The organism is Flavobacterium cheongpyeongense, from assembly GCF_003202435.1.
GTDB lineage: Bacteria > Bacteroidota > Bacteroidia > Flavobacteriales > Flavobacteriaceae > Flavobacterium > Flavobacterium cheongpyeongense.
In genome coordinates this window covers 130,064-147,232 of the sequence record NZ_QJHK01000014.1, presented here as the reverse complement: position 1 = coordinate 147,232, position 17,169 = coordinate 130,064, and the positions used below count along the sequence as shown (strand labels likewise).

At 34.6% G+C, this 17,169-nt stretch carries 16 protein-coding genes and 1 riboswitch; of the genes, 11 read left to right on the top strand and 5 right to left on the bottom strand.

Annotated elements, in window-relative coordinates; genetic code table 11:
* Both DMB65_RS22175 and DMB65_RS15710 read left to right on the top strand, forming a co-directional pair.
* A partial coding sequence (locus DMB65_RS22175) for a hypothetical protein (RefSeq protein ID WP_110307578.1) occupies positions 1–1,309 on the top strand: 1,309 nt, incomplete at its 5' end.
* Entirely contained in the window at positions 1,296–1,847 is a 552-nt protein-coding gene (locus DMB65_RS15710) for a MepB family protein (RefSeq protein ID WP_230470694.1), read from the top strand. The genes DMB65_RS22175 and DMB65_RS15710, both read left to right, overlap by 14 nt.
* A gap of 65 nt (positions 1,848–1,912) precedes the next feature.
* Here DMB65_RS15710 and DMB65_RS15705 read toward each other — a convergent pair whose 3' ends face one another.
* Both DMB65_RS15705 and DMB65_RS15700 read right to left on the bottom strand, forming a co-directional pair.
* Complete coding sequence (locus DMB65_RS15705) at positions 1,913–5,329, bottom strand: T9SS type A sorting domain-containing protein (RefSeq protein ID WP_110307577.1); 3,417 nt, start codon at positions 5,327–5,329, stop codon at positions 1,913–1,915.
* Between the two features lie 258 nt (positions 5,330–5,587).
* The gene (locus DMB65_RS15700; protein ID WP_110307587.1) at positions 5,588–5,962 is read right to left on the bottom strand and encodes a hypothetical protein; all 375 of its coding nucleotides are present in this window, start codon (positions 5,960–5,962) and stop codon (positions 5,588–5,590) included.
* A 138-nt stretch (positions 5,963–6,100) separates the two neighbouring features.
* Between DMB65_RS15700 and DMB65_RS15695 the strand changes: the two genes are divergently transcribed.
* Genes DMB65_RS15695 through DMB65_RS15685 form a run of 3 tightly spaced genes read left to right on the top strand, consistent with a single transcriptional unit; the run spans position 6,101 to position 7,667 of the window.
* Positions 6,101–6,682 (top strand): pseudouridine synthase, encoded by a 582-nt coding sequence (locus DMB65_RS15695; protein ID WP_110307576.1) that lies wholly within the window; start codon positions 6,101–6,103, stop codon positions 6,680–6,682.
* Between the two features lie 44 nt (positions 6,683–6,726).
* The gene (locus tag DMB65_RS15690; RefSeq protein ID WP_110307575.1) at positions 6,727–7,182 is read left to right on the top strand and encodes a tRNA (cytidine(34)-2'-O)-methyltransferase; all 456 of its coding nucleotides are present in this window, start codon (positions 6,727–6,729) and stop codon (positions 7,180–7,182) included.
* A gap of 2 nt (positions 7,183–7,184) precedes the next feature.
* A complete protein-coding gene (locus DMB65_RS15685; RefSeq protein WP_110307574.1) occupies positions 7,185–7,667 on the top strand; it encodes a hypothetical protein in 483 nt (160 codons plus the stop codon).
* Here the strand turns inward: DMB65_RS15685 and DMB65_RS15680 are convergent.
* From DMB65_RS15680 to DMB65_RS15670, 3 genes are read right to left on the bottom strand one after another with little or no spacing between them, the layout of a single operon-like run.
* Positions 7,664–8,440: an ABC transporter ATP-binding protein gene (locus DMB65_RS15680; protein WP_110307573.1), complete on the bottom strand. Its 777-nt coding sequence runs from the start codon at positions 8,438–8,440 to the stop codon at positions 7,664–7,666. The two genes, DMB65_RS15685 and DMB65_RS15680, sit on opposite strands and share 4 nt — an antisense overlap.
* Positions 8,441–8,475: 35 nt before the next feature.
* Entirely contained in the window at positions 8,476–9,504 is a 1,029-nt protein-coding gene (locus tag DMB65_RS15675; RefSeq protein WP_110307572.1) for a FecCD family ABC transporter permease, read from the bottom strand.
* 1 nt (position 9,505) lies between these two features.
* A complete protein-coding gene (locus tag DMB65_RS15670; protein WP_110307571.1) occupies positions 9,506–10,648 on the bottom strand; it encodes an ABC transporter substrate-binding protein in 1,143 nt (380 codons plus the stop codon).
* Positions 10,649–10,795: 147 nt separating this feature from the next.
* On the opposite strand from DMB65_RS15670, the gene DMB65_RS15665 reads away from it, so the two are divergent.
* The 6 genes from DMB65_RS15665 (at position 10,796) to DMB65_RS15640 (ending at position 17,168) form a co-directional block, all read left to right on the top strand.
* Positions 10,796–11,158: a DUF5522 domain-containing protein gene (locus DMB65_RS15665; RefSeq protein WP_110307570.1), complete on the top strand. Its 363-nt coding sequence runs from the start codon at positions 10,796–10,798 to the stop codon at positions 11,156–11,158.
* Positions 11,159–11,303: 145 nt separating this feature from the next.
* Positions 11,304–11,813, top strand: coding sequence for a bifunctional adenosylcobinamide kinase/adenosylcobinamide-phosphate guanylyltransferase (cobU, locus tag DMB65_RS15660; RefSeq protein ID WP_110307569.1), 510 nt, complete (start codon positions 11,304–11,306; stop codon positions 11,811–11,813).
* A 135-nt stretch (positions 11,814–11,948) separates the two neighbouring features.
* Positions 11,949–13,628, top strand: coding sequence for a nicotinate-nucleotide--dimethylbenzimidazole phosphoribosyltransferase (gene cobT / locus DMB65_RS15655; protein ID WP_110307568.1), 1,680 nt, complete (start codon positions 11,949–11,951; stop codon positions 13,626–13,628).
* A gap of 51 nt (positions 13,629–13,679) precedes the next feature.
* Positions 13,680–14,465, top strand: a complete 786-nt coding sequence (locus tag DMB65_RS15650) for an adenosylcobinamide-GDP ribazoletransferase (protein WP_110307567.1) — start codon at positions 13,680–13,682, stop codon at positions 14,463–14,465.
* Positions 14,450–14,986: an alpha-ribazole phosphatase gene (gene cobC / locus DMB65_RS15645; RefSeq protein ID WP_110307566.1), complete on the top strand. Its 537-nt coding sequence runs from the start codon at positions 14,450–14,452 to the stop codon at positions 14,984–14,986. Before DMB65_RS15650 ends, cobC begins: the two co-directional genes overlap by 16 nt.
* 67 nt (positions 14,987–15,053) lie before the next feature.
* Positions 15,054–15,287, top strand: a riboswitch (cobalamin riboswitch).
* Between the two features lie 27 nt (positions 15,288–15,314).
* Complete coding sequence (locus tag DMB65_RS15640; protein WP_110307586.1) at positions 15,315–17,168, top strand: TonB-dependent receptor plug domain-containing protein; 1,854 nt, start codon at positions 15,315–15,317, stop codon at positions 17,166–17,168.
* The last annotated feature ends 1 nt before the right edge of the window (position 17,169 follow it).

Here is a 17,169-nt window from a genome sequence, read left to right as displayed (position 1 = left end):
TCAGCATTCTTTCAATTCTTCTGATAATAAGGTACTGCAATCTGAAAAAAGAAATCAAAACCAGACTGTAGCTGAAAAAACATTTATTACTGGAAATCAGCATTCTTTCAATTCTTCTGATAATAAGGTACTGCAATCTGAAAAAAGAAATCAAAACCAGACTGTGGCTGAAAAAACATTTATTACTGGAAGTCAGCATTCTTTCAATTCTTCTGATAATAAGGTACTGCAATCTGAAAAAAGAAATCAAAACCAGACTGTGGCTGAAAAAACATTTATTACTGGAAATCAGCATTCTTTCAATTCTTCTGATAATAAGGTACCAAACTCTATTTTTGAAGATAAATTAACCTCAAAAAACAATGTCACTATTGCCATAAACTCTTCAAATTTAATTTCAGATAATAAACAAAATATCAAAAAAGAGGTTTCGGATAAAACAGAAATCACCACAACAATTGTTGCAGCGAATGACCCAAAAAACAATTCAATATCAATCAGTACATTGAGCAAACAAGATTCTCTTCAATTAGTAGAATTGCAAAATTTAGAAAAAGGTCTTGTAGAAGTTAAAACCGAAAAAGACAAAGAAAATAAAGCAGTCCCTACTGCTGAAAAATGGTCATTGGAAGTTTTTGCAGGAGTTGCAAATTCTGAAAATTATAGCAAACAAAAAACTTTAGGAAATGTTAATGAATCCAAACAAACGAATTCATACGGAATAAAGACAAATTACAAACTCAATAAAAAATGGGCCGTAAGTTCTGGTTTGAAAATTAACGAATTAGGTCAGAGTATTGCTAATGTTTCTTATTTCAATAACTCTGAAGTTGCTTCATATCCCACAATAAGCGACTATTTAATGCAAAGTTCAACTGTAGTTGCACCAAAAATAACAACCAATTCGAGTTATGTTTTTGTTACAAAAAGTACCCAAAATGCTTTAAAAAGCGACAATATGGAAAACGGAAATATCGAACAGAGTTTAAAATATATTGAGATGCCCCTTGAAGTTTCTTATGCCGTTTTTAGCAAAAATAAAACCAGTATAAGTTTAAATACGGGTGGTTTTGTAGGAAAATTAATTTCAAACAACATAACCTTAAACGGAGATTCAATAGGCGATAATTTAAATGCCAGTGACTTTGTTTATGGGACTTTGCTAAGCAGTACCCTACAATATCGTTTATACAAAAAAACACATGTTTTTGTTGAGCCGGGCATGAACTATTACATCAATCCATTGAACAATCAGACTTTTAATCAATTTCAATGGGCTTTTAATTTTGGTTTGAATGTCTCATTTTAATCATTACCATTCAATTATGACACTTCAGGATTGGACTGATCCACAATTACCTCATGATTTAATCCTGGCTAAAAAATTAGTCTGTGATGGTTGCAATTTAGATTGTACACAGCCAATTCCAGAAAAAGAAAGTGCCGAGTATAGTGCTTATCGTTTTACTATTAATAAAAAGTACATCTGTTATAGAGAGGCTAAAATTACACCAACCAAAACTGGTCAGTTTGTCACTTTATGGAAACGTAATATATCAGGGATCATTGAGCCCTTTGACTTTTCGGACACAATAGATTTTGTCATTATTAGCGTTCGAAAAGAAAATAGTTTTGGACAATTTATTTTTCCGAAAGCTGTTTTGTTACAGAAAGGAATTTTCTCTACGGCAACTAAAGAAGGCAAAAGAGCTACGAGAGTTTATCCGCCGTGGGATGTTACTACGAGCAAACAGGCTCAAAAAACACAAGAGTGGCAATTGGATTATTTTTTAGAACTGACCAATAAGGTAACTATTAAACTGAAATTTAAAGAATTGTTTCAATAAGACAGATTAAAAAAACAGGCAGCTCAATCGAACTGCCTGTTTTAGTTTTATTATTTATCGTTTTATTATTTTATAATCTTTCCTTTATACACTACTTTATTATTTTCTGTCAAAGTATAAATATAAATTCCTTTTTGTAAATGGCTTACCGGAATTGATGTTGTTGTTGTTGTATCCTGACCAGCTGTAACATTCGACGGATTGTTTACCAAACGTCCGTTAAGATCATAGATTCTGAATTTCAGATTCTTATCTATATTGCTTTTCACAGAAATATTCAAAATATCTGTTGCAGGATTTGGGAATGCCTTTACTGAAAATGCATTTTTTGTTCCGAAATCTATGGTACCCAGATTATCTTCTTTCAGTACAAAACGGGCAATAACAGGTCCGTGATCAGAAGTTGTAGTTGTATAATTGGCAATGTCTGTACGCGGATCATATACAGCAATAGAATTGGGAATATATTCATCTGTCAATTCATTAGAAATGATAATGTGATCTAAAAACCCGCCAGAACTTAAAAAACTATAAGCACCCGCCTGACTAATACCCAAAGTAAGTGCATTGTAATTACTGGTATCGGTAACAAATGCTTCGTAAGAGGAAGGATTTGGAGTAACAACAGAGGCTTTCACATCATCATTATAATCTCCTAAAATAATCAGATTAGAATTTGGATAATGAACATCCAGACTGTCTTTTAATAATTGGGCATCGTATTTACGCATATTGTATTTGGATATATCAGATCCGCTGTTGGCGCGTGCATGAAGATCAATCAGATTGATTTCTTTTGTAACACCGCCAATATTAGTTTCTATTTGTACCAGATATGGTAAACGCCCTGAAGAGAAAAAACTGTCATCATTTCCGCCCGGATAACCCGATAAAGTTACTGTATTAGCACGTACTTCATCATACAGTTTTTTGAACATTACACGAGTCTTTTTTACAGTTGTCGTTTGTGTATTATAAAGTACCACCAGTTTTTGAGGAGGGAAATTCGGATCAGCTGCATTAAATGAATACGACCATGAGGTTGAAATCGTTTTATCGAATGTTTTTCCGTTGATATTTATTTGTTTAATCAATTCATCAATTGACGGATCATCGGATACTTCCTGAACTACATAAACATCCGCATTTAGTTTATTCATTACTTTCGCTACATTCTCAATTTGCAGGGCATCATCTGTTGGACCAAATTCTACATTATCAGTTCCTTTTACATCAGATCCAAAAAACTCCAGATTGTACGTTACAACATCGAAAGTATCCGCTTTTGGAATTGAAGAACCTGACAGTAATCCAATTTGTTTATTTAATGAAGTACCTGTAACAGTCAATGCACCGGAAATAGTCAATGCTTTTACAGTAGGCGTAAAACGTACATAAATTGTTTTGTTGTTTGCGGCATCCGTAGCATTAACTACAATACTTGATTGAAACGAACTATTATCCAATGACAATTGATAATCTGCTGGAGCTGTAAGTGCAATATTACCATAACCTTCTGCCTTAAAACCAAAAGACTGACTCTCAGAAACAGCATTCTGACTTACATCACCAAAATCTAATACAGGTTTCGAATCTACATATCCCGCCTCATCTGTAATTGCTACGTCATCTAAAGACCATTCTGCAGCATTATTGCTTCCTCCTGCCGTAGTTTCATATACCCAAGCTAAGTAAGTATTACTGGTTTTAAATCCGCTTAAATCTATATATTGCGATACTGTGTAAGCTCCTGTTACGGTTGGAAATTTACCATTTAATGCTACCCAGGTTGCTGTTTCCGGATTACTTTTGCCGTCATAATCTGTAGAAACCATTAATTTTAACTCTGAACCTGCATAAAATTTACGGGAATAAAAAGACAGCAATGGGAATTGACTAAAATTATCCAAACGTAATTTTGGTGAAATCAACCAGTCTTTACTTGCTCCGCTATCCGAATAGCCATTCATAAGGACTGCACCTGTTCCGGTATTCACATTTCTTGCAGTCGTTGTATGCGTCCATTTATTGACGCTACCCGCTGTATTATACTGTATCCATCCGCTATTAGTCAAAACATTGACGTCATTAAAATCTTGCACATATGGATTAATTCCTGTTCCGGTAAGGGCAACTATTTTACTTGCTGCACCAGTTGACTCATGTGTTATTTGACCCGAAAAAGTAGTCGTTGCATTTGGAGTAAACTTTACATAAACTGTTGGTGTTGCATTTGCTGCAAAATCAGATACATTAAAGAACAAAGAAGAACCAAAAGTGCTATTGTCTTTAGAAACTGTAAAATTAGCTGAAGCAGTTACAGCAACATTATCCGTAAGATTTGCTCCCTGAATTTGATAACTTAAACTTTCAGAACTATAATTTGTTTCAGAAAACCCTAAGTCCAGAGAAGAAACTGAGGTTGATAAAGCTGGAACAGACACGCTTGAAGTTGTAACGTCAAGCTTGTTTATCACATTCTGGACATTTCCATACAAGTCTTCAGAAACAGAAAAAACAGCATAAGCAGTATTCAGGTTTAATCCTTGAAAACTTTTTATATATTCCTGAGAAGCATCTGTAATATCTAAATAACCTGATTGCAGAGCTGTAGTTCCGGTTGCATCCTGACCTGCTTTTATTTGAGCAACTGATGGTGTTGCGCTTACTCCCGGCAATAGCACATAATACGTTTTTCCAACTTCGTTTATTTTATTCACAAAATCAAAACTTTCACTCAGGATATTATTTTCTTTTGGATAACCAGCTACATTATCCGGAGCATAAACATCACTTCTTATATCTATATTATCAACTGCAAAAGAAGGTCGGGATCCACTGCCGGAGACTTGTCTTGAAATCCATCTCATCTGAACAACAGGCTGATTATTACATTCTGCCGGCAAAGTAACCTTTATGGTTTGTGAATTTTGTGGCGTTGTTATTCCTGATCCCGTTTGTGTAGTAGTATTATTTCTATAAGCAGTTTCTAATAATGATGTAAAAACCGCTGTAGTACCTACCCGGTATTGCAGCACCATTTCGTTAATACGAATATTACTTCCGTCATAAGGATTACGGATCGTCATGGCATCGTACTGTACCATTATTGCGGACTGTCCTGTTGCATTAAAAGCAAAACCTATTGTCAAATCTAAAGAACCCGTATTGAGAAAACCAATTTTACCATTATAATTATGTATGTTTCCACTCGTTGTGCTTGCTGAACTACTAGCTGTTAATGATCGGTCTCCAACCAATGTCCCATTTGTATTAAAAACAGATCCTGGAGATGTTGCTGCTGTCCAGCCCTGAAAACCTAATATATAATCTGTAGAATTCGCTGGTAAGGCATCAAAGTTTTGTGTATATGGTAATGATACCACTGGCGTTGGCATTGTCTGTGCTTCTAAACTTAAAGAAAAGCAACAAAAAAAACTTAAAAAAGCCATAAAATGGCGTGTAGCGTAATTGTTTTTCATACGTTTTAAAATAGTGTTTTTAGAATTCAAATTTATCACCTTTAAAGTTAAGCGAATATTATAAAACTATAAACTTAAATACTTTAAACTTATAAACATTTCACATCAATAAAGCAAAAAGCAACAAACTCTTTAAATTATTCTCAATCATAATCCAATTGCTATGATAATATTATTATCTAAACAAAATCTGTTTTTTAATACCAAGACTCCTAAAAGTAAGTTTAAACCTGTAAAAAAACAGCACTCAAGGTATTTTTAGTTTTCCTCATCCAATTTCATATTTCCTCTGTCTTCATGACTTTCGGGATTAGAATTCGGGTAACGATTGGGTGTTATATCCGAATTCCTGTCTTTATTTTCTACTGTCTTATTTGCTTCCTCTTCTGTTAAAACCCCACGGTTTGAATTGGGATTTTCGGTTACAACTTTATTCGGAACTTTTTCTATTTCTTGATTTACATTTCTTGCTCTGTCCAAAAGTTTTTTATTCCCCTCGGCATCTGTTACTATTTCTTTGTTTAATTTTGATTCTTTCAATTCCGAATCATGCGAAACATTTTTGCCTTTTGATTCCTCTATATTTTTTTGCGCTCCATTTATCTTTTTAGCACCTAAATAATTCGTTTTCATGATTTTACACTTTAAAGTTTCTATTATAATATTACGGATTCTGAAACCAAAAAATAAGTCATTTAACATAGCTTTGGGTTTATAGAATATTTGTTTTTTAATGATGATAAACAAAACTATCTTTGCAAAAAATAAAATATGCATCGACACTTTCTTCTTTTTAAACCGTACGGCTATCTGAGTCAGTTTATTTATGAATTAAAAAGGAAGAAAAAGCTTTTGGGTGAACTGCATGATTTTCCGGAAGGTACTATGGCTATCGGCAGGCTAGATGAAGATTCTGAAGGGTTACTTTTACTGACTACAGACGGAAAAGTAAGCGAACAAATCAGGAGCAAAAAAGTAGACAAGGAATATTTTGTTCAGGTTGATGGCATTATTACCCCTGAAGCGATTGAACAATTGCAAAAAGGAGTCGAAATAGGTTTTGACGGAGGAAAATATAAAACGAAACCTTGTAAAGCTTTTATCGTTTCTCAAATTCCGGATTTCGGACCACGGGCCAAAAAAATCAGGGATGAACGCCATGGACCAACTTCGTGGGCTTCGATAACAATTAATGAGGGAAAGTTTCGTCAGGTCAGAAAAATGACAGCTGCGGTTGGCTTTCCTACTTTGCGTTTGGTACGTGTACGGATAGGAAATGTATATTTGCAAAACTTAAAAGCTGGTGAAGTTTTAGAAGTTCCCGATTTTAAATTAGATAATGAATCAATTTGAGAGTTAGATAATTCTCTAATAAATGATTAAACAAATAAACGATAATGTTAAACGTTGTTCTTGTAGAACCGGAAATACCCAATAATACCGGAAACATAGGCCGCTTGTGTGTAGGCACAGGAAGCAGACTGCATTTAATTCATCCTTTTGGTTTTGTAATTAACGATAAAAACTTAAAGCGTTCAGGATTGGATTACTGGGTACATCTTGATGTTACCGAATATCAAAATATAGAAGAATGGATGCAGCAAATCCCAGACAAATCACGTGTTTTTTTGATGAGTTCTCATGCCGAAAAATCCTATTTGGAAACCCAATTTCAGGATGGAGACTGGCTGGTTTTTGGTAAAGAAAGTGTTGGTTTAAGCAAGGAAGTTTTAGCCCGTTTTGAAAATCATTTAACGATTCCGATGTCCAAATTAATCCGAAGTTTTAATATTGCGAATTCTGTGGCTTTTGTGGTTGGGGAAGCTAAGAGGCAGATTGGAATAAATAAATAGTTATGAGACCACTTATTGACGAAAATAACCTTAGTTATTCTAAAGAATTCCTAATTTATCATACAAGAGGCACTATTTTTATGAGTCTATTGCTTCTTGTTGGAAGTTTTGTTGGGTTTATTTATTTCTATATGCAAAACCAACTTCTTGGAGTTTCATTAATGTTTTGTCTTTTTGTTTTTCAAATCCCTTTACTTATCAAATCAATAAAAAGAATTGACGAAATACAGTTTAGAATTAACTCTAAAGGTATCCAATATAGAAATAATTCATTAATTCCGTGGAGTAATATTGAAAACGAAAAAGCTGTTTATGACTATCATGATAATAGAGATAATGACACCTCATACTTCACCTATCAAATTATTGAACCAAGTCAGATAATGAAATTTGATCTTGCTGGATTAAGTACAGACATAAGTGAATTAAACATAGTTCTTACTATTCAAAGAAATAGATTTAAGAAAGAAAATAATATTCTCTAAGTCACAATAAACTTTCCTTTTTCAGCATCAAAAACAATATTTTCGTCTTTGAATAAGGTATCAAAACTACCTTTCGCAATCAAATTACAGGGATCGTCCTGCACGACCATTTCCGGTGTCATAATAATCATTTCGTCGCTTAACTGAATCGCCAAATCGATATCATGCGTCGAAAACAAAATGCATTTTTGAGTTTCTTCGGTTAGCTTTTTGAGCAACTTAAATAACGAAACTTTATGCAGCAAATCAAGATGAGTTGTAGGTTCATCCAGAATAATCAGCGGTGTATCCTGCGCCAAAGCCCTCGCAATTAAAACCTTTTGTAATTGTCCGTCACTAATTTGAAAATGTTTTTTTGAAGCCAGATGTGCGATTTGAGTAAGGCGCATTGCCTCATGTACTTTCTCCATATCTTTTCTGGTTAAAGTCCCAACCCAATTCGTATAAGGCTGTCGCCCCAAAGCAACCAGTTCAAATACAGAAAGATTGCTTGGGGGTAGTTTTTCGGTTAAGACCAAACTGAGGTTTTGTGCTAAATCTAATGGTTTGTACACGGAAATACTTTTATCATTCAGAAAAACATTTCCTGACAATGGCTTTTGGATTCCGGTAATAGTTCGCAATAAAGTCGATTTACCGATTCCGTTTGCCCCTATTAATGAAATGAGTTTACCTGAGGTTAGATTTAAATTTAAATTTTCAGCAATAGTTGTAACACCTTTTTTAGATTTATATCCAATATTTAAATTTGAAGTTGATAGAATGTTTTTCATTTTTTAAGCTTCTGAGTTTTCCCTGCCTGAAATAATTACTGAAAATTTCTTTTCCGAACCAGCAACCAAATCACAACCGGCGCCCCAATTATAGATGTAATTGCATTGATTGGCAAAGTAACATCAAAACCCGGCATTTGTGAAACTACATCACAAAACAATACGATAATAGATCCAAAAAGCAATGTACTCCAATATAAAACCGTGTGATTACTGGTTTGAAAAATCAATTTTGCAATGTGTGGCACCGCTAATCCAATAAAAGCAATTGGGCCAGCAAATGCCGTTATGCTTCCTGATAAAATGCTGGTTGCAAAAATGATGATTAATCGTGCTTTATTTAAATTCAGACCCATGCTTTTTGCATAGTTTTCGCCTAATAATAAAGCATTTAAAGGCTTAATACTACCCGCACTTAAAACCAAACCAAAACATACCGAAAAAGCTAATACACAAATGGATTCCCAGGAAAGGTTACCAAGATTTCCTAATGACCAAAAGGTAAATTTCTGGAGTTGTTCAGCAGTACTGAAATACGTTAAAACACTAACAATTGCAGTAGTAAAACTCCCAAACATTAATCCAACAATCAGGATTGCCATGGTATCCCGCAATTTTTGAGAAACCAATAAAACCAATAATAAAACCAACGTACTCCCTAAAGTTGAGGCCAAAACAATTCCGTAAGATGACAAGATGATAAATTTTAAAAAAGAAGGCAGGAAACCCGCCCCCAAAATTACAAACGCCACTCCTAAACTTGCCCCTGAACTTAAACCCAGAACATAAGGTCCTGCAAGTGGATTTCGGAATAAAGTCTGCATTAATAAACCACTTATGGAAAGACCGGTTCCGACAAGAACTGCTGTAATGGCTTTTGGCAACCGGTAATTGATAATGATATACTCCCAGGTCGATTTACTGGCCTCACCTCCTGTCAAACTTGTATAAACATCTTGAAACGGAATGTTTACTGAACCCAGACTAATGCTTACAAAAAACATTAATATGAGGCCCAAAGCCAAAATGAAAAATAAAATAGTATTTCGTTTTTTGTTCGTCAATTTAATTCAGTTTTAATGCAAAAGTAAATTCGTAACCTGGCAACAAATCCGGATGAAAAATTTTGATATAATCTTTTAACACCAAATCCGGTCGGCTTGGGGATAATTCATAATAAACAGTTCCTCCGGTAGCGCCTAACTTGGTTTCTAAACAATAGACCGTTTTATTTTTAAACGCATCAAATTCATTGTAATGGGGATTGGCTTTCTGTAATTCGTCTAAGGTTGTAAATGATCCTGATACAATCCACACATTTGCCTTTTGAGCTATATCCAGTACCTTTTCATACGACAGCCCTTTGCTGCCTGTTCCTTTTAAATCTGACCATAGATAATTAGCGCGTGCATCTTTCATAAATTGGGCAACCCAGCTGTTTCCTTTGGCTACATACCAGACATCTTCGTACATTGAACCGTATAAAACGGTTGAGATTACTGGTTTTTGAGCCACCAATTTCAGTGCCTGATTATAACTTGTAACAATTTTATCAAACAATTCTTTTGCTTTATCTTCTTTACCAAACAAGGCACCGTAAAGTTTTATCCATTCTGCTTTTCCAAGTGGTGACTGCTCCATCCAATCGGCCTGAATTAAAACATTTAAACCACTCTTTTTCAGATTTTCCAGCATAGGGTTGTTATTGTCTACTCCAAAAGTCACAATCAGATCCGGTGCTAAATCGATTAATTGTTCGATATTCAATTTTTCATTCTGACCCACATTTTTAACTTCTCCTTTATCAATTAATGCCCTGGTTTTTTTGGAAGAAATATAATCTGTATGAGGAAAACCTGTGAGTTTGCCTTCAACATCCAGCATTTCAAGAAACGGAATATTGGTTGTTGATGTCACTACAAGAGATTCCAACGGTACTTTAATAGTGGTATAATCCTGTAAACTATCCGGTACTTCTGCATCTTTTTCTTTTAAAATATAGGTGAAATTTTTATTAGCTTCCGGCCAGGGATTTGAAACTCTTACTACTGAATAACCTTCATGTTTTACGATAGAGAGCCCCGAGGCATATTCAATGCTGTTTTGAGGAACTTTTGCAGCAATAAATTCTACGTTTTCTTTTTTTTTGCATCCGGCAAGAAGAAAGAAAGACATGATAAAAATAAGTTTAGAAAATAAATGTTTCATATGCAGGTTATATATTTTAAAGGGTGTGGCATTATAATTGTTTGTTTCTTCCTGACCTTAATCAATGCGACAAAGGTAACCTAATTTATATTTTTTTGTTTATCTTTATTCTTACAAATTTAAACAAGCCATTTTTTTACCTATTTTATGAATAATATAAAAATAAAAGTTTGTTCAGGTTGTGAATCTTCTTTTAACTGTGGAGATATTTCTGCAGAAAACACCTGCTGGTGCAATGATTTCCCTCCCATTTTTAATCTTTCAGAAGCAGGAGACTGTCTTTGTCCTGAATGTTTTAAAGAAGCATGTAGTGATAAAATTGATGCTTACATTGAAACGCTTACACCCAAAAAAGCACTTAAAAATAAAGCAATATCTTTGCCCAAAACAGAAACGCTTATTGAAGATATTGACTACTACATCGAAAACGGCAATTATGTTTTTAAAACCTGGTTCCATCTAAAAAGAGGTACATGTTGTGGAAATGACTGTCGTCATTGCCCTTATTAATTGTTACTTCTAAATAAGCGTTAGGGATAGGAATGGTATCCTTTTATTTTTTTCTTTAAAAAATAAAAGATAAAATGGATAGCCCGACCGAAGGTAACGCCCAAATTATTTATACCTTAGAACTCATAATTCACATTTAAAAAGAATGATCTATTTAATTACCGGAGGCGAAAGGTCCGGAAAAAGCAGCTACGCCCAAAACCTCGCTTTACAACTCTCAGCTTCACCTGTTTATGTGGCAACCGCCCGAAAATGGGACAATGATTTTCAAAACCGGATTGACCGGCACCAACAGGAACGTGACGAGCGATGGACCAATATAGAAAAAGAAAAGCATTTAAGTCAAATTGATTTTAGCGGAAGAGTTGCTTTAATTGACTGCGTAACACTCTGGCTGACCAATTTTTTTGTAGACACTAAAAATGATGTAACATTAAGTCTGGAGGAAGCCAAAAAGGAATTTCTTTCAATAGCAAATCAGGAAAATGCTACTTTAATTATTGTGACCAACGAAATTGGGATGGGGGTTCATGCCGACACTCACATTGGTAGAAAATTTACGGAATTACAAGGCTGGATGAACCAGTTTCTGGCCTCTAAAGCTGATGAAGTAGTTTTGATGGTTTCAGGAATCCCGGTTAAAATAAAAGGCTAATAAAAATTCAATATTAATATCAATTAAAAAAATCTAAACCTTGAAATTTCAAATTTGAATATAGGTACAGTATCTTTACTACGTTTAAAGATTAAAATTGATATTGATTTTTGTAATTGTAATTGATTTTTAAAGATGAGTTATTTAGATAATATTTTAAAATCCCGACGCGATACCCGACATTTTACAGCCGATAATGTTCCAGATGAGGTTATTGAAAAAGCTTTGCAGGCCGGACATTGGGCGCCATCGGTTGGATTAACGGATGCGACACGGTATTATCTCATCAAATCGGCAGAAGTAAAAAAGGCTGTTAAAGAGTTGTTTTTGGATTATAATAAAAAGGCCGAAGAATTAACAGATAACCCGGAACAAAAAGAACATTACAAATCCCTGAAACTGGAAGCAATTGAAGAAGCCCCAATCGGACTTATCATTGGGTACGACCGGTCGGTGCTGAATCAGTTTACGATTGGGACTGTTGGCAGCAATGAAGCGGTAAAATTCAGTTCGGTTTGTGCGGCGCAAAACATTTGGCTTTCGCTGACAGAACAAGGTTACGGAATGGGCTGGGTTTCGATTTTGAATTATTACCAGTTTAAAAAAATACTGGATTTACCTGAAAACATTGAGCCTCTGGGCTATTTCTGCATTGGAAAACCGGCTACTAATTATGATAATCAACCGATGTTACAGCAATTGAACTGGAAACAAAAACCGGAAGCCCCTGATTGCACAGAAATTAAGCACATAACCCAAAATCAGGTTGCACATCTTGTAGTAAAACATCAACCGGAACCCGATGACAAAGCAGTTTTCTGCAGACTTTTACAGGAAAAAATAGATGCTAAAACCAAACCTGTTGGCGCTTTGGGGACTTTAGAAACGCTGGCTTTTCAAATAGGAACCGTTTTTGAAACTTTAAATCCAAAAATAAAAAATCCAAATATAGTCGTTTTCGCAGCTGATCATGGCATTGCAAATCATGGTGTCAGTGCTTATCCTCAGGATGTCACCAGGCAAATGGTTACTAATTTTCTGGAAGGAGGTGCAGCGATTAATGTTTTTTGTAAACAGCATGCTATTAAATTATCAATTGTAGATTCGGGTGTCAATTATGATTTTCCTACGAACGCCCGATTAATCAATGCTAAAATTGCTAAGGGAACCCAATCTTTTTTGCACGCACCCGCAATGAGCGATACCGAATTGCATTTGTGTTTTGAAAAAGGAAAATCAATTGTCGAAACTATTGCCAAAACAGGCTCTAACTGTATTGGTTTTGGCGAAATGGGAATCGGAAACACTTCAACAGCATCAGTACTTATGAGTATTTTAACCGGTTTTACTATTGAAGAATGTGTGGGAAAAGGAACCGGAGTTGCTGACGAAAAATTACTTCAGAAACAAAATCTGCTTAAAAATGCTATTAAAAATTATTCCGGATCAGCCGAATTAATGACGCAACTCAGTTATTTTGGAGGATTTGAAATCGTTCAAATAGCAAGTGGAATGTTAACGGCTTTCGAAAACAATATGATTATTCTGGTTGACGGTTTTATTTGCAGCGTTGCCTTTTTAATTGCTTCAAGAATACATCCTGAAATTCATAAAAATGCGGTTTTTTGCCATTGCTCTGCCGAAAAGGCGCATCAAAAATTATTGGATTATTTGCAGGTAAAACCAATTTTAAATTTAGATTTGCGCCTAGGCGAAGGAACAGGCTGTGCCATTGCTTTTCCTCTTTTGAAATCTGCCGAAGCTTTTTTGAATGAAATGGCGAGTTTTGAAAGTGCCGGAGTGAGCAGGAAATAAAAGCAATTGCAAAATTCAATTTCAATCAAAATATAAAAATCAAATCTTTTAATGAAAAAGGAACTACATATTTTCTTTACATGTCTAATGTTCTACACCCGGATTCCCTGCCCAAAAAACATTGATCATCATCCTGATTATTTAAACAAGGCTACACGATATTTTCCTTTAATTGGGTGGATTGTAGGAAGCATTTCTTTTATTTCTTATTATATTTTTTCTCTTTTCCTATCCATTGAAATAGCGGTAATTTTTGCCATTATAACTTCAATCCTAACAACTGGGGCTTTTCATGAAGATGGTTTTGCTGATGTCTGCGATGGTTTTGGCGGAGGCTGGACCAAAGAAAAAATTCTGATAATCATGAAAGACAGTGCTATTGGTGCTTATGGGGCGATTGGATTGGTGATGCTTTTTTTATTAAAATTCAAATTGCTTTCTGAATCCATTTTGCTTTTTTCAAATCACAATCTTTTGATTATTCTGTTGTTTATTTCTGCACATTCTTTGAGTCGCCTGGCTGCCATCAGCATCATTTTCACACATGAATATTCTCGGGAAGACGCCACCAGTAAAAGTAAGCCCATTGCAAAAAATCATACCTGGAAGGAAGTTTTTGGTTCCTTTTTCTTCGGGTTACTCCCTCTATTTGTGCTCTCCTATTTTGATTATAAAATACTTTTTGCTTTGATTCCGGTTTTCTTAACACGTTATTTTTTAGTTCGTTATTTTCAAAAATGGATTAATGGTTATACCGGTGATTGTCTGGGTGCCACTCAGCAAGTTTGTGAAGTTGTTTTTTATTTAAGCACTCTCTTTTTATGGAAATTTATTTAGTCCGTCATACTGAAACGATCTGCGAGAAAGGAATTTGCTACGGACAATCTGATGTAGAAATTGCAGAACCTTTTGATTTCATTTTTGAAAATATTGTGTCGCAATTGCCTTCAGAAGCTTTAATCTTTTCAAGTCCTTTAAAACGATGTGTGATTTTGGCGAAATACATTCAAAAAAATATAAATACGATTTCTTACCAGGAAGATAATCGCTTGAAAGAAATGCATTTTGGCGATTGGGAATTGAAAACGTGGAATGAAATTCCGCCGGAGCAACTCAATCCGTGGATGGAAAATTTTGTTAATATCCGTGCTTCAAACGGAGAATCTTTTGTGGAATTACACGAAAGGGTTGGCGATTTCTTATCCGAAATTAAATCAAAAAAGTCCCATTTACCGATTATCATCGTAACGCATGCTGGCATCATCAGAAGCCTTTTGTGCTATCATTCATCACTACCTTTAAAAGATGCTTTTCAGAATAAAGCAGACTTTGGAGAGGTCATCAAAATCAATTTTTAAGGCCTCTTTTCTTTATCAAGTGTTTTAAAAAGTAAAACAAATTTGAATTTTACACTTTTTTAACTTTATCTTTGCACCCGATTAAGGTTGTGTTTTTGATTAAAAAACACATTAAAAGGGAATCAAGTGACTGATTTTAAATACTTTAAAATCAAATTCTTGAGCTGTACCCGCAACTGTAAGCTTAGTTCTTTTTAAAAGAATGCTTGTTGTTATCTACAAAACCACTGTCACGGCTGCGTGATGGGAAGGTAAACAACAAGACGCAAGCCAGGAGACCTGCCTTATTAACAAATATCGAACTCTCGGGAAAAAGAGTGTAGAAATTATGACTTTAAAAAAACGTTTTGCTTTTTGCTTTTTGCTTTTGTGCCAGATTATTTTGGCGCAACAGGACACTATTACCAAACTGAAAGAGGTTATTGTTTCAGACAAAAATCTTAAAAACTTTTCGAATACCCAATCCGTTCAAAGACTGAGTGATTCGATTATCAATAAAAATGAAGCTTTATTAACCGATTTATTAAACTTCAATTCAACGCTTTATTTTAAAGAGTACGGACGCGGCATGCTTTCTACTGTTTCGCTCAGAGGGACAACCTCATCACAGACGGCTGTAATCTGGAACGGAATCAACATCAATTCGCAAATGAACGGCAGTACTGATTTTAATACCATTTCTGGCTCCGATTATAATTCGGTGAGTGTAAAAGCAGGTGGTGGAAGCGTAATTTACGGCAGCGGAGCAATTGGCGGAACAGTACATTTGAATAACGATTTGGAATTTTATAATTGTTTTGAGAATAATTTAAAACTGGACTACGGAAGTTTTAACACGATTGGTATTAACTATAAAACTACTATTTCCAATAAAAAATGGAGCGCACAAATTGGTTTTTCTAATAACAGTTCAACAAACGATTATAAATATGTGAATAAATACAACTGGAAAGGCGAACAGCGCTGGAACCGGAACGGTGAGTATACTATTTTTACGATGAATGCAAATTTGGGCTACAAACTAAATTCAAAAAACACTCTTAAACTATACAGTCAAACATCAAATACAGACAGAAACACTTCTTTAGTCACAGAAACTGAAACTCCTAGTAAATACGTCAATGGTTTCAATCGCAATTTATTAGAATATGAAGGTAATTTTGGAAAACTAAATACAAACTTCAAAACAGCCTATATTTTTGAAAATTACCAATACTACGCTGATAACACAACCAATAATTATACATATGGAAAAACCGAAAGCTTAATTGCTAAAGCTGATATTGGTTATACCTTTTTTAAAGCTACCCAGATAAACGGAGTTTTAGATTATAGTAAAACCACAGGAACAGGAAGCGGTTTTGGAACTAATACCAGAGAAATTAATGCTGCATCTCTATTGGTAAAACAGGATATTTCTGCCAGCTGGAAAAACGAATTTGGCCTTCGAAAAGAATTTACGGATAATTACAAATCACCCGTCTTATTCTCGTTGGGTTCCTCTTATCAATTTGGAAAGTTATACCTTTTAAAGTTGAATTTATCCCGCAATTTTAGAATTCCAACCTTCAATGATTTATATTGGGAAGAAGGTGGAAATCGCGATTTAAAACCTGAAAGTTCCTATCAGGCAGAAGTTGGAAACGTGTTTACATTCAGCAATATTACATTAACCCAGAATTTTTATTACATCAAAATAAAAGACTTATTACAATGGATTCCGGGTAAAAATGGTATCTGGTCCCCACAAAACACCGATAAAGTAAACAGTTACGGAGCAGAAACTTTATTTAGCTGGAAAAAACAGGTTGGGAAAAACATTTTTACTGTTAATGCTACGTATGCCCATACAATTTCTGAGAATAGTGACACAAAAAAACAACTCTTTTTTGTTCCCTTTGACAAAGCTACTGCAGGAATTTCGTATTCCAGGAATAAAATTTCAGCCTATTATCAATTTTTATATAATGGATTTGTTTATACCAGAGCTGATAATAATCCGGAGGAAATTATAAACGATTATACGGTATCAAACATCGGAATCGATTATGATTTTAGATTTTTAGAATCTTTCAAATTAGGTTTTCAGGTATTGAATTTATTTAATGAAGCTTACGAAAGTCTGGAAAACAGACCTATGCCAGGTCGCAATTTTAATATGTATTTAATCTTAAAATTTTAAT